Source organism: Pseudomonas sp. HN2-3 (assembly GCF_020691745.1).
Lineage (GTDB): Bacteria > Pseudomonadota > Gammaproteobacteria > Pseudomonadales > Pseudomonadaceae > Aquipseudomonas > Aquipseudomonas capeferrum.
Genome location: NZ_CP085704.1, coordinates 4,157,539 through 4,169,791, shown reverse-complemented (window position 1 = coordinate 4,169,791; position 12,253 = coordinate 4,157,539). Strand labels below are relative to the sequence as shown.

Sequence of the window (12,253 nt, the reverse complement as noted above, 5' to 3'; positions counted from 1 at the left end):
TTGATCTTCGAGGTTGCTGTCATCTTCCTGGCGCTGCTGTGGGCGCTCAGCTTGTGGATGTTCCTCAACCACAGCAAGCGCCAGCGCGAGCTGGCCGCGCAACAGGCCGAGGGCGATGCCCTGCGCGATCAACGCATCAAAGACCTGAGCAAGCGCCTGGACGACTACCAGAACGGTACGGTGCGCATGGGTGAGGCCATCCATGACCTGCGCGAAACCCTGGCCACCCTGCCTGACCGGCTGGAACGCCTGGAGCAGCGCGACCCCAGCAGCGTCACCTTCAGCCAGGCGGCCAAGCTGGTCGGCATGGGCGCAAGTGTGTCGGAGCTGACTGAAACCTGCGGCCTGACCCGGGCCGAGGCGGAGTTGATGAGCAAGCTGCACCGCAGCGAGTAGTACGGCGCTGCACTGCCCCGGTGATTGGCCAGTTTACGGGCCTTGCCAACTGTGGGCGTGGCCCATCTCGGCTACCTGATCCAGCGGTACATGGTCACGGATGACCCGATGAAGCTCGCTCAACTCCAGGGTCGCATGGAGGTCGTACAGCGGCGATACCATCAGGGTGCAGAGCTCGCGCAGTTGCTTGAGCCAGGGCAGGCGCTCGTCGATTACATGGTTGAGCACGCCTGGGCCGGTCAACAGGTTGAGCCGCCTTGCATAGGCCTGGAAAGGTAGCGGCGCCAGGCGCGCGTCCGGCCGGCTGGCATAGAAGTCGGGCACCAGCTGGTAGCGGCGAAGGATTTCGTCCGAGATGGCACTCAGGTTTGGATTGCCTGGGTGGCTGCCGATCATGCTGCTGTTGAACTGGATGTACATGCCCAACTGGTCGTTGGAAACAGGCGGTGACAACAGCAGGCCATCCCTTGTGGTCTTGAGTTGGAGCCTGGCCAGCGGCGCGGTGCCATCCGCGCCGCTCGCCGCCAGCAAGCGGTCATCGGCATCCAGGTACAGGCCACCGTAGTGTTCGAGCAGTCGGTAGCGCAGGATGTCGCAGGCCGAGGCAAAGTTGCGCCCCTGACCCTGGTTGCCGTCAAGGGCGGCGCGATACTGTGGGTAGTAGGGCGACAGGGTGAAATGCTGGTAAAACTCTTGGTCTTCGAGGGGCATGAGCAGGGCGCTTTCACTCCGCGCGCGCAGGGTTTTCAGATTGTGCAGGTAGGCTGCGTTGTTTTGCCGCGACAGCAGGATCTGGAAGCGATAGCCGCTGCTGCGTATCACCTGTGCGTTATGCACCAGCGCCTCGAGGTATTCGCCCTGCAAGGGCTGGTCGCCCACCCAGATACTGCTGACTACCTTGGGCAGCGGCATGCGCTGCAGGCCGTTGTAAGGCTCGTAGTCGATCGGCAGCTCGATATTGATGCCCAAGGCGCGCAGCGTGGCCATGCGCTGGGGGTGGGTGGGTGTGGCCCTGCTCTGGCTTGATGACAGCACCAAAGCAGGGTCGCCTTCGGTGCCCAGCGCCCAGCGCGGCGGGCTGATCAACTTTGCATCCCGGGTGCGGATGAAGCAGTTGGTGGCGAATTCGTATTGAACCCATTCGTTGACCAGGCCTTGTCGGGTGCTGAGCCAGGCGGCGAAACGGTGCCGAAGGTTTTCCTCGACCGTGGTCACCACGGCGGCATGGGTCGACGCCTGTACCGACGGCTCGCGGAACGCCAGTTCAGCGGGCTCCAGTGCCGTTTGCTCCAGCAGCGGTGCCGCACCGACGCGGGCATTGAGCAAGGTGTCCAACAGTTGGGAACGGAAGAAGCCTGGGCGGGTCGTGCGAAATACCTCGGCGTACCTGACCGCCTGGCCAGTGCCGGTGGGTAGGGCATTGAACAGGCCGAACACCTGGTCTGTCACGCCTTGTGCCTTTGCCTCGGGGGTCTTGCCATTGATGGCGGCATCCAGGCCCAGGCTGAACTGCGCCAGGCCGCCAGCTACCAGCAACGGGGCCAGTTCGGGCAGTACCACCATCAGGGGTAGCAGCAGGTTGGTGGCAAGGTTCAGGTAGTTGGCCCATTTGGCCTTGTTGACGGCATGGTTGCTGGTGATCTGGCTATCGGCATCGGCGTAGGCACGGCGCTTTTGCAGCAAGGTCAGGTGGGTGAACAGGTCGCCCTCCAGGGTGCTGTCGTATTTGTCGGGGCGAAAATCGATAATGTATTGCGGGTCCCAGAAGCCACTGGTGGCAAAGCCTGGATGGTCATGGCTCAGGCGGTGCGCTTTGGGGTAAAGGCCCAGGCCTGTCAGTGCGGTGCGCAGGCCGCTGAAATCGAGGCCGTCCGGCCAGTCGGTACGAGCGAAACAGGCCATCAGTGCATCGCGTTTGGCGACGTCCTGGCATTGCCTGGCCAGCCAGCGCTTCATCGCCGAAGAGTCGGCGAACTCATGGAAAGGCGAAGCATTGCCAGGCAAGTACAGCACTACCAACGGCTGGCTGGCGTGACGGATCTGCACGATGCTAGTGGAAATGTAGCCGTAGATATTGAGCATGCTTAACCGCGCGTTGCTGCGGGCGATCAACTGCGCCGCCTCCCACAGCAGTTGGCGGCCAGGCCCGGACAGGCTGTTGAGCAACACCTGCTTGTTGCAGGCGGCGATGAAGGCAATCTTCAGTGCGCGCTGATAGTGCCCTTGTCGCTTGTCCCAATAGGTATCCAGGCGGGCCTTGAAACTGTTGTGAAAATGCAGGTTCCACAGAAAGCTCTGGAAATGCTCGGCGCGAATCGGCAGGCAGTTGTCCGGTGCGTAGCGGCTGGGTTGGGTGCGTCGGTAGAGGCCGTTGAAGACAAGGTAGGGCGCGGCATTGGACAACATACTCAGCGGTACCAGGCGGTCGACCAATATCACTTGACCAGCCGGTGGCAGCCCTGCCCAGTTGCCGTAATGGAAACCGCCATAGCCGGCTGCGGTTTCACCTTGCCAGTTGGCCAGCAATGCCTCGACCAGGTTCATTCTTTGGGTAATGACGGCATTGTCCGCAGCGCCAGTGTGGCTGTCGGCGCGAGGCGCAGCCTGGTAGTGAAGGGTCACCACATCGATCAGTAGTGGCGAATCGGTGATGCCGTGTTGGCGCAGCCAACCGCTCAGCAGTTCCACGGCCAGGGTATCGGGGCGAGGGAAGTCCTGCAGTGCCTGACGCACCAGGCTGAGGTTGGAAAGGGGGATGGGGTGCATGCTGTGTTCCTGGGGGAATGAGAAGCGCAGGATGGCGATGGGTTGTGCGTGTGGGGGCTACATAGTGCTATGGCTGGCGTGGCGAGGCTGGCACCTCGCCTGGCAGGTGGTGGTAGCTGCTGCTGCGTTACTCGATGCTGTTGCCAAACGGCAGGCGAGCGGGGTTGGGGGTGATGTCCCGTTCGCCGGCCGGTACGTCGCTGAACCCAACGGGCACCTTGCCGCGCAACTGCCAGGCAAAGGCAATGATTTCGGCAATGGTCAGGTACAGCGCCTCGGGTATCTGCTCGCCCAGCTCCAGCCGTGCCAGCAGGCTTACCAGCTCGGCGTTTTCGTAGATCGGCACCTCGTGTTGGCGGGCAAGTTCAAGAATGGCTTCGGCCAGGGCATCGTCGCCCTTGGCGCTGAGCGTGGGGGCCTGTTGGCCGTCGTAGCTCAGGGCAATGGCCTGGCGCGGTGTTTTGCCACTCATGCGTTTTCGTCCACCCAGCGTTGTTCGACCCGCGTGCGGGGGCCTTGGGGTGGGGTGCCGGGGTGGCATTCCAGGTCGCCGACGTCCAGGCCCCTGGCCAGCAGGCGCTCGCGCAGGGTGCCGAGCTGGCTGTCGATCAGCCGCGCGGTCTGTTCCTGTTCTGCCCACAGTTGCCCGTTCAGGCGGCCCTGGCTCAGTTGTGCCTGCACTTGCAAAGGGCCAAGCGGAGCGAGGTCGAAGGCCAACTCGATACGCCACAGCGCTTGTAGCGGGTCATGCTCTTGGTGCTGGCGGTCAGCTTGCTGTTGCGGCGTTTCTTCGCGTTGCAGCTTGACCTGCAGCGGGATGAACTCCTGGCCATGGCGGATCGGCACTTCAGTCTGCCAAGTGGTCTGCAGGTTGCCGTTTTCAAGGTTGCCGCTCTGCTGCAGGCTGCTCATGGCATGGCTCTGCAGGCGTGAAACGGCCGCCGCGGCCAGGCGCAGCAACTGTTGCAGGTCGCCTTCGTCTTCCATGGCCTTGAGTAGCCGCGAAGGCAGCGGAAACGCCCCTGGCTGTGGTTTCGGGCTGACCCGGTCGAGCATGCCCAGGGCGCCACGGGCGAGGGCCGGCAGGGTCAGGGCCAAGGTGCTTGGCATCAGGGCCGGTGCACCGGGCGCGGTGACCGAGGCCTGGGTGATCAACCTGAGCAGGTGGGCCTTGAGATCAGTGGCCACGCTGGCGGGGAAGCCCCCCAGCAGCTTCGCTTCGAGGAAGGTACCGCTGTTGCTCAGGGCCTGGGCGACGGCTTTGGCATCGCCGAGCTGGCGCACGTCCGGCAGCCCGGCCAGCAAACGCTCGGCACTGCTGCGCAGGCTACCGTCGGCGCCGGGGTCGCGGGCGACCCGCTGCAATGCACTGAGCAGGCCGGTTAACGAGGCCTGGCGATTTTGCTGGGTGAGCAGTTGCTGGGCGATGCTGAGCTGGTCTTGCCGGCCGCTGAGCGGCACGAATTGCAGCGACTGGTCGCCTTGCACCCGCGCGCTGAGCAGGCTGCCTACGGGCAGCGGGCGCGGGCTGTCGATGGTCAGGGTGGCACCGGCCTGCGCGCTGTTGAGCAGGCTCACCAGTGCCCGGTAACCGGCTGTCTGGCCCGGCGCTTGTAGGATGGGCTGGTTGGTCAGGACCTTGCCTTGCAGCAGGGTACCGACCGGCACCTTGGCCGTGTCCAGGCGGGTGAGGGTGGCGATGTTGCTGGCGCTGGCCTGTTGCAGCATGATCGCCAGGCGATTGCCCTCGGTCTGGCTGACGGTGACTTGGCTACCGGGGGGTAACGGCTGGCTGGCGCTGGCCTGCAATTGGGTCTGGGCGCCGTTGGCCTGGATCAGCCGCAGCACGACCTGGAACTCCCGGCCCAGCTGGCGTAGCGACACGACCTCGGCTTGCGCCGTTTCGCCAGGGGCGAGCAAGCCGGGCTGTGCTTGGGTCAGGCGCAGCAGTTCGCCGGTCATGCCCGCCTTGATGGCCTGGGCGCTGATCGCGGTTTGTGCGCCGAGACTATTGATTTCAGTCATGATTGTATACAACCTGTCGAACCCGCCTCTTGGCAGCGAGGCCGTGCATGTAATAATGCCGCCCGCCCGCCACTGCCAGTATAACGGCAGCGAGGGGGGCGACTTGAGCCGTAAACTGGATAAGGCGAAACCGTGACCCTTCATCTCCAAGCCGCAGGCCTGGCCTGCGAGCGCGACTGGCGCCTGCTGTTCGAGCAGCTCGATTTCGAGCTGCGGCCCGGCGACATGCTGCAGATCAGCGGCCCCAACGGCAGCGGCAAGACCAGCTTGCTGCGCCTGTTGGCTGGGTTGATGCAGCCGACCGCCGGGCAGATCCTGCTGGGCGGCAAGCCGTTGGCCGAGCAGCGCCATGCCTTGGCCAGCATCCTGCTGTGGATCGGCCACGCTGCGGGCATCAAAGACCTGCTCACCGCCGAGGAGAACCTCACCTGGCTCTGTGCCCTGCACCAGCCCGCCAGCGCCGAGCGCATCTGGGCGGCGCTGGCGGCAGTCGGCCTGAGCGGCTTCGAAGACGTGCCGTGCCATACCTTGTCGGCCGGCCAGCAGCGCCGTGTAGCCCTGGCCCGGCTGTACCTGGACAGCCCGCCCTTGTGGATTCTCGACGAACCGTTCACCGCCCTCGACAAGCAAGGTGTGGCGCAGCTCGAAGCGCACTTGGCGGCGCATTGCGAGCAGGGTGGCACGGTGGTGCTGACCACCCACCACAGCCTTGAACGCAAGCCGTCGGGCTACCGTGAACTGAACCTGGGGCAATGGGCAGCATGAGCGTATTCATCCTGTTGCTGCGCCGCGAAGCGCGTCTGTTGTTCCGCCGCCCCGCAGAACTGGCCAACCCGCTGGTGTTCTTCGCCATCGTCGTTGCCCTGTTCCCGCTGGCGGTCGGCCCTGAAAGCCAATTGTTGCAAACCTTGTCACCTGGCCTGGTGTGGGTTGCGGCCTTGCTGGCCGTGCTGTTATCGCTGGACGGCCTGTTCCGCAGCGATTTCGAGGATGGCTCGCTGGAGCAATGGGTGCTGTCGCCGCATCCACTGGCGTTGCTGGTGCTGGCCAAGGTGCTGGCGCACTGGATCTTTTCCGGCCTGGCGCTGGTATTGTTGGCGCCACTGCTGGCGCTGATGCTGGGGTTGCCGAGCCATTGCCTGCCGGTGCTGCTCGCCTCCTTGCTGCTGGGCACGCCGGTACTGAGCCTGTTGGGTGCAGTGGGTGCGGCGCTGACGGTCGGTCTCAAACGTGGTGGGTTGCTGCTGGCGTTGCTGATTCTGCCGTTGTATATCCCTGTATTGATCCTGGGCAGTGGTGCGTTGCAGGCGGCGTTGCAGAATATGCCCGCCACTGGCCACCTGCTCTGGCTTGCCAGCCTCACGGCCCTGGCGGTGACACTGGCACCCTTTGCGATAGCGGCCGGCCTGAAGATCAGCGTCGGCGAATAACGAGTCCTGGGCTCTCAAGCCCGGCTAATACCCTGGATGTACCCTGATGAAAATGAGTTGGACGTGGTTCCACAAACTCGGTTCTCCCAAATGGTTCTATGCCATCAGCGGCCGCATGCTGCCATGGCTGACGGTCTGCGCCATCGTGCTGTTGCTGGTGGGCGTCACCTGGGGCCTGGCGTTCGCGCCCCAGGATTACCAACAGGGCAATAGTTTCCGCATCATCTACATCCATGTGCCGGCGGCGATGCTGGCGCAATCGTGCTACGTGCTGCTGGCGGTGGCCGGGGTGGTGGGCCTGGTGTGGAAGATGAAACTGGCCGACGTCGCCCTGCAATGCGCCGCGCCCATCGGCGCCTGGATGACCGCCGTGGCGCTGGTCACCGGCGCCATCTGGGGCAAGCCGACCTGGGGTAGCTGGTGGGTGTGGGATGCGCGGCTGACGTCGATGCTGATCCTGCTGTTCTTGTACTTCGGCATTATTGCGCTGGGCCAGGCAATCAGTAATCGTGACAGCGCGGCCAAGGCCTGCGCGGTGCTGGCCATCGTCGGGGTGATCAACATACCGATCATCAAGTACTCGGTGGAGTGGTGGAACACCCTGCACCAGGGCGCCACCTTCACCCTCACCGAAAAGCCTGCGATGCCCGCCGAGATGTGGCTGCCGCTGCTGTGCACGGCACTGGGCTTCTACTGCTTCTTCGGCGTGGTGCTGTTGTTGCGCATGCGCCTTGAGGTGCTCAAGCGCGAGGCACGCGCCAGCTGGGTCAAGGAGGAAGTGTTGAACAGCCTGGGGCGGAGGGCCGCGCAATGAGTTTCGCCTCGTTCGGTGATTTCCTCGCCATGGGCCACCACGGCCTGTACGTGTGGACGGCCTATGGCATTTGCCTGGCGGTATTGGCGCTGAACGTCGCCACCCCACTGCTGGCCCGCCGTCGCTACCTGCAAGATGAGGCGCGCCGCTTGCGCCGGGAGAACAACCAGTGAATCCGCAGCGCAAGAAACGCCTTTTGCTCATCGCCGGCCTGCTGGTCGGTGTCGGGGTTGCCGTCGGCTTTGCCCTGAGCGCATTGCAGCAGAACATCAACCTGTTCTACACGCCGACTCAGATCGCCAATGGCGAAGCCCCCCTGGATACCCGTATTCGGGCTGGCGGCATGGTCGAAAAAGGTTCGGTGCAGCGCTCGGCTGACTCGCTCGACGTGCGCTTCGTGGTCACTGACTTCAACAAGTCGGTGCCGATCACCTACCGCGGCATCCTCCCCGACCTGTTCCGTGAAGGGCAGGGCATCGTTGCCCTGGGCAAGCTCAATGGTGAAGGTGTGGTGGTGGCCGATGAAGTGCTGGCCAAGCACGACGAGAAGTACATGCCGCCCGAGGTTACCAAGGCCCTGAAGGAAAGCGGCCAGGCCGCCGCGGGCGCGGAGGCCAAGCCATGAACGCGGCGCTGGTGATTCCCGAACTCGGCCAGTTGGCGATGATCCTGGCCATCTGTTTTGCCGCCGTGCAGGCCAGCGTGCCGCTGCTCGGCGCGTGGCGCGGTGACAGCCTGTGGATGAGCCTGGCGCGGCCGGCGGCCTGGGGGCAATTTGCCTTCCTCAGCTTTGCCTTCGCCTGCCTCACCCATGCCTTCATGACCGACAACTTCTCGGTCGCCTATGTGGCCAGCAACTCCAACAGCGCCTTGCCCTGGTACTTCAAGTTCAGTGCCGTGTGGGGCGCGCACGAGGGCTCGCTGCTGCTCTGGGCGTTGATCCTGGGGGGCTGGACCTTCGCCGTGTCGGTGTTCTCGCGCCAGCTGCCGCAAGTGATGCTGGCCCGTGTGCTGGCGGTGATGGGCATGATCAGCGTGGGCTTCCTGAGCTTCCTGATCATCACCTCCAACCCCTTCCAGCGCCTGCTGCCGCAAGTGCCGACCGACGGTCGCGACCTCAATCCGCTGCTGCAGGACATCGGCCTGATCGTCCACCCGCCGATGCTGTACATGGGCTATGTCGGTTTTTCGGTGGCCTTCGCCTTCGCCATCGCCGCCTTGCTCGGCGGGCGCCTTGATGCGGCCTGGGCGCGCTGGTCGCGGCCGTGGACCATCGTCGCCTGGGCCTTCCTCGGTGTGGGCATCACCCTGGGCTCCTGGTGGGCTTACTACGAGCTGGGCTGGGGGGGCTGGTGGTTCTGGGACCCGGTGGAAAACGCCTCGTTCATGCCTTGGCTGGTGGGCACCGCATTGATCCACTCGCTGGCGGTGACCGAGAAACGTGGGGTGTTCAAGAGCTGGACCGTGCTGCTGGCGATCGCAGCCTTCTCGTTGAGCCTGTTGGGCACCTTCCTGGTGCGTTCCGGGGTGCTGACCTCGGTGCACGCGTTCGCCGCCGACCCGTCACGCGGCGTGTTCATCCTTATCTTCCTGCTGTTTGTGGTGGGCGGCTCGCTGACCCTGTTCGCCCTGCGCGCGCCGGTGGTCAAGAGCCAGGTCGGCTTTGCCCTGTGGTCGCGCGAGACGCTGTTGCTGGCCAACAACCTGGTGCTGGTGGTGGCGGCGTCGATGATTCTGCTCGGCACCCTGTACCCGCTGGTGCTCGATGCCCTGACCGGGGCCAAGCTGTCGGTCGGCCCGCCGTACTTCGATGCGTTGTTCCTGCCGCTGATGGCACTGTTGATGGTCGTGCTCGGCTTCGGTGTGGTGGTGCGCTGGAAGGACACCCCCGGCAAGTGGCTGGCGAACATGATGACCCCGGTGCTGATCGGCAGTGCGGTACTGGCCCCGGTCGCCGGTTTTATCGTCGACGACTTCGACTGGCCTACGCTGACCGCCTTTGCCCTCGCGGCCTGGGTGGTGCTCAGCGGGCTGCGTGATGTGCTCGAAAAAACCCGTCACAAGGGCCTGGCCAGGGGCATGCGCGGCCTCACCCGCAGCTACTGGGGCATGCAGCTGGCGCACTTTGGCCTGGCAGTGTGCGCACTGGGCGTGGTGCTGTCGAGCAACAACAGTGCCGAGCGCGACCTGCGCATGGCGCCGGGCGAAAGTGTCGAGCTGGGTGGTTATCACTTCCTGTTCCAGGGCGCCAAGCACTTCGAGGGGCCGAACTTCATCTCCGACAAAGGCACCGTGGTGGTGTCCCGCGATGGCCGTGAAGTGACCACGCTGCACCCCGAGAAGCGGCTGTACACCGTGCAGCAGTCGATGATGACCGAAGCCGGCATCGACGCAGGTTTCACCCGCGACCTGTACGTCGCCCTGGGCGAGCCGCTGGAAAACGGTGCCTGGGCGGTGCGCGTGCATATCAAGCCATACGTCCGCTGGATCTGGCTGGGCGGTCTGCTGACCGGCCTGGGCGGGTTGCTGGCGGCCCTCGACCGGCGTTACCGCGTCAAGGTCAAGACCCGGGTGCGTGATGTCCTGGGCGTGTCTGGAGCAGCTGCATGAAGCGTTGGATCATGGTGGTGCCACTGGCGGTGTTTCTGCTGGTGGCGGTTTTCCTCTACAAGGGGCTGTTCCTCAAGCCCGACGAGCTGCCCTCGGCGATGATCGGCAAGCCCTTCCCGGCATTTGCCCTGGCCTCGGTGCAGGGTGACCGCAACCTGACCCAGGCCGACCTGCTGGGCCGCCCGGCGTTGGTCAATGTGTGGGGCACCTGGTGCCCGTCGTGCAAGGTCGAGCACCCGTACCTGAACCAGCTGGCCGAGCAAGGCGTGGTGATTCATGGGGTCAACTACAAGGACGACAATGGTGCCGCGTTGAAGTGGTTGGCCGAATACCACAACCCGTACCAGCTGGACATCCGCGACGAGCAGGGCACCCTGGGCCTGGACCTGGGCGTGTACGGCGCGCCGGAAACCTTCCTGATCGACGCCAAGGGCATCATCCGCTACAAGCACGTGGGTATCGTCGATGCCAGCGTCTGGCGCGAACAGCTGGCGCCGCTGTACCAGGGCCTGGTCGATGAGGCCAAGCCATGAGGCGGGGGCTGGCAGCCGTGGTGCTGGGGTTGGCCCTTGGCCTGGGCCTGGCCGGTGTGGCCAGGGCGGCCATCGATACCTACCAGTTCCGCGACGACGCCGAACGTGAGCGTTACCAGCAACTGACCAAGGAACTGCGCTGCCCCAAGTGCCAGAACCAGGACATTGCCGATTCCAACGCGCCTATTGCCGCCGACCTGCGCCGCGAGATCTTCCGCATGCTGGGCGAAGGCAAGAACAACGCGCAGATCGTCGACTTCATGGTCGACCGCTACGGCGATTTCGTGCGGTACAAGCCGGCGCTCAGCGCGCGTACCTGGCTGTTGTGGTTCGGCCCGGGGGTCTTGCTGGCCGGCGGCTTCGTGGTGCTGGCGGTGATTGTGCGTCGCCGCCGCGCCACGGTGGCCCACGGTGCCAATGAGCTGTCCGTCGAAGAACGCGAGCGTCTCGCCAAACTGCTGGAAAAAGAACAGACCCATGATTGAATTCTGGCTTAGCGCGGGCCTCCTGCTGCTCGCTGCCCTCAGCTTTCTGCTGATCCCGATCCTGCGTGGCCGTCGCCGTCAGCAAGAGGAAGACCGCACCGCCCTGAACGTTGCCCTGTACCAGGAACGCGTTGCCGAACTGGCGGCCCAGCAGGCCGCTGGCGTGCTCGACGAGGCGCAACTGGCCAAGGGCCGTGACGAGGCGGCCCGCGAGCTGCTGGCCGACACCGAAGGCAGCGAGCCCCCACGCCAGGGCCATCTGGGCAAAACCCTGCCGCTGTTGGCGGCGGTGCTGGTGCCACTGATGGCATTGGGGCTGTACCTGCATTTTGGCGCGGCCGACAAGGTTGAGCTGACCCAGGAGTTTGCCCAGGCGCCGAAGACCATGGAGGAGATGACCACACGCCTTGAACGGGTCGTGAAGGCCCAGCCAGATTCGGCCGAGGCCCTGTATTTCCTGGGCCGTGCGTACATGGCTGAGCAGCGTCCCGCCGATGCGGCGCGTACGTTCGAGCGTGCGGTGGCCTTGGCCGGGCGCCAGCCCGAGTTGCTCGGGCAGTGGGCCCAGGCGCAGTACTTCGCTGCCGACAAGCAATGGAACCCGCAGCTGCAGGCACTGACCGACGAAGCCCTCAAGGCCGACCCCAACGAAGTGACCAGCCTGGGGCTGCGCGGTATTGCCGCGTTCGAGGGGGAGCGCTACCAGGAAGCCATCGACTACTGGAAGCGCCTGCTGGCGCAACTGCCCGAAGGCGATGCATCGCGTGCCGCCTTGCAGGGGGGTATCGACCGTGCTGCCGAGCGCCTGGGAAGTGAGCCTGGCCCGGCCGTGGCGCCGGTGGTTGCTCGCCTGACGGTGCGGGTGGAGCTGGCTGCGGCGCTCAAGGACAAGGTCAAGCCTGACGACACGGTGTTCATCTTCGCCCGTGCCAGTAACGGCCCGCCGATGCCGCTGGCGGCCAAGCGGGTGACCGTGGCGCAGTTGCCGATCGAGGTGGAGTTGTCCGATGCCGACGCGATGATGCCGCAGATGAAACTGTCGGACTTTACCGAAGTCCAACTGGTTGCCCGTGTCTCGCGTGCCGGCCAACCGACCCACGGCGAGTGGATCGGCCAGGGTTCGCCATTGGCCACTGCCACCCAGGCCACGCAGCACCTCACCATCGACAGCCCTGACCCGTAAGAGAGCATTGC

At 64.7% G+C, this 12,253-nt stretch carries 13 protein-coding genes; 10 read left to right on the top strand and 3 right to left on the bottom strand.

Going from position 1 to position 12,253, the window contains the following annotated elements; genetic code table 11:
• On the top strand, positions 1 to 396 hold the full coding sequence (locus LJX93_RS18840) for a DUF2802 domain-containing protein (RefSeq protein WP_033699438.1): 396 nt from the start codon (positions 1 to 3) through the stop codon (positions 394 to 396).
• Positions 397 to 429: 33 nt separating this feature from the next.
• Here LJX93_RS18840 and LJX93_RS18835 read toward each other — a convergent pair whose 3' ends face one another.
• The 3 genes from LJX93_RS18835 to LJX93_RS18825 form a co-directional block, all read right to left on the bottom strand.
• On the bottom strand, positions 430 to 3,162 hold the full coding sequence (locus tag LJX93_RS18835) for a dermonecrotic toxin domain-containing protein (protein WP_227696284.1): 2,733 nt from the start codon (positions 3,160 to 3,162) through the stop codon (positions 430 to 432).
• A gap of 127 nt (positions 3,163 to 3,289) precedes the next feature.
• Positions 3,290 to 3,634: an EscU/YscU/HrcU family type III secretion system export apparatus switch protein gene (locus LJX93_RS18830; RefSeq protein WP_033699435.1), complete on the bottom strand. Its 345-nt coding sequence runs from the start codon at positions 3,632 to 3,634 to the stop codon at positions 3,290 to 3,292.
• Entirely contained in the window at positions 3,631 to 5,187 is a 1,557-nt protein-coding gene (locus tag LJX93_RS18825) for a flagellar hook-length control protein FliK (protein ID WP_095063718.1), read from the bottom strand. The genes LJX93_RS18830 and LJX93_RS18825 overlap by 4 nt, the downstream gene beginning before the upstream one ends.
• A 132-nt stretch (positions 5,188 to 5,319) precedes the next feature.
• Here LJX93_RS18825 and ccmA point away from each other — a divergent pair, with 132 nt between their 5' ends.
• From ccmA to ccmI, 9 genes are read left to right on the top strand one after another with little or no spacing between them, the layout of a single operon-like run.
• The gene (gene ccmA, locus LJX93_RS18820) at positions 5,320 to 5,952 is read left to right on the top strand and encodes a cytochrome c biogenesis heme-transporting ATPase CcmA (protein WP_033699433.1); all 633 of its coding nucleotides are present in this window, start codon (positions 5,320 to 5,322) and stop codon (positions 5,950 to 5,952) included.
• Positions 5,949 to 6,617, top strand: a complete 669-nt coding sequence (gene ccmB, locus LJX93_RS18815) for a heme exporter protein CcmB (RefSeq protein WP_027592998.1) — start codon at positions 5,949 to 5,951, stop codon at positions 6,615 to 6,617. Before ccmA ends, ccmB begins: the two co-directional genes overlap by 4 nt.
• A 46-nt stretch (positions 6,618 to 6,663) precedes the next feature.
• The gene (locus LJX93_RS18810; protein WP_033699432.1) at positions 6,664 to 7,431 is read left to right on the top strand and encodes a heme ABC transporter permease; all 768 of its coding nucleotides are present in this window, start codon (positions 6,664 to 6,666) and stop codon (positions 7,429 to 7,431) included.
• Positions 7,428 to 7,604, top strand: a complete 177-nt coding sequence (gene ccmD / locus LJX93_RS18805; protein ID WP_033699430.1) for a heme exporter protein CcmD — start codon at positions 7,428 to 7,430, stop codon at positions 7,602 to 7,604. The genes LJX93_RS18810 and ccmD overlap by 4 nt, the downstream gene beginning before the upstream one ends.
• Positions 7,601 to 8,056: a cytochrome c maturation protein CcmE gene (gene ccmE, locus LJX93_RS18800; protein ID WP_047583656.1), complete on the top strand. Its 456-nt coding sequence runs from the start codon at positions 7,601 to 7,603 to the stop codon at positions 8,054 to 8,056. Before ccmD ends, ccmE begins: the two co-directional genes overlap by 4 nt.
• An 11-nt stretch (positions 8,057 to 8,067) precedes the next feature.
• Positions 8,068 to 10,041 (top strand): heme lyase CcmF/NrfE family subunit, encoded by a 1,974-nt coding sequence (locus tag LJX93_RS18795; RefSeq protein ID WP_177326510.1) that lies wholly within the window; start codon positions 8,068 to 8,070, stop codon positions 10,039 to 10,041.
• Positions 10,038 to 10,574: a DsbE family thiol:disulfide interchange protein gene (locus LJX93_RS18790; RefSeq protein WP_095063717.1), complete on the top strand. Its 537-nt coding sequence runs from the start codon at positions 10,038 to 10,040 to the stop codon at positions 10,572 to 10,574. The genes LJX93_RS18795 and LJX93_RS18790 overlap by 4 nt, the downstream gene beginning before the upstream one ends.
• Complete coding sequence (locus LJX93_RS18785; RefSeq protein ID WP_033699425.1) at positions 10,571 to 11,059, top strand: cytochrome c-type biogenesis protein; 489 nt, start codon at positions 10,571 to 10,573, stop codon at positions 11,057 to 11,059. Before LJX93_RS18790 ends, LJX93_RS18785 begins: the two co-directional genes overlap by 4 nt.
• On the top strand, positions 11,052 to 12,242 hold the full coding sequence (gene ccmI / locus LJX93_RS18780) for a c-type cytochrome biogenesis protein CcmI (RefSeq protein ID WP_047583655.1): 1,191 nt from the start codon (positions 11,052 to 11,054) through the stop codon (positions 12,240 to 12,242). The genes LJX93_RS18785 and ccmI overlap by 8 nt, the downstream gene beginning before the upstream one ends.
• Positions 12,243 to 12,253 lie beyond the last annotated feature (11 nt).

Bases quoted from the DNA above. Each gene is read 5' to 3' on its own strand.
- ccmD (WP_033699430.1), top strand. From the start codon at position 7,428: ATGAGTTTCGCCTCGTTCGGTGATTTCCTCGCCATGGGCCACCACGGC.
- LJX93_RS18830 (WP_033699435.1), bottom strand. From the start codon at position 3,634: ATGAGTGGCAAAACACCGCGCCAGGCCATTGCCCTGAGCTACGACGGC.
- LJX93_RS18785 (WP_033699425.1), top strand. From the start codon at position 10,571: ATGAGGCGGGGGCTGGCAGCCGTGGTGCTGGGGTTGGCCCTTGGCCTG.
- LJX93_RS18825 (WP_095063718.1), bottom strand. From the start codon at position 5,187: ATGACTGAAATCAATAGTCTCGGCGCACAAACCGCGATCAGCGCCCAG.
- LJX93_RS18810 (WP_033699432.1), top strand. From the start codon at position 6,664: ATGAAAATGAGTTGGACGTGGTTCCACAAACTCGGTTCTCCCAAATGG.
- LJX93_RS18835 (WP_227696284.1), bottom strand. From the start codon at position 3,162: ATGCACCCCATCCCCCTTTCCAACCTCAGCCTGGTGCGTCAGGCACTG.
- ccmB (WP_027592998.1), top strand. From the start codon at position 5,949: ATGAGCGTATTCATCCTGTTGCTGCGCCGCGAAGCGCGTCTGTTGTTC.
- ccmI (WP_047583655.1), top strand. From the start codon at position 11,052: ATGATTGAATTCTGGCTTAGCGCGGGCCTCCTGCTGCTCGCTGCCCTC.
- LJX93_RS18790 (WP_095063717.1), top strand. From the start codon at position 10,038: ATGAAGCGTTGGATCATGGTGGTGCCACTGGCGGTGTTTCTGCTGGTG.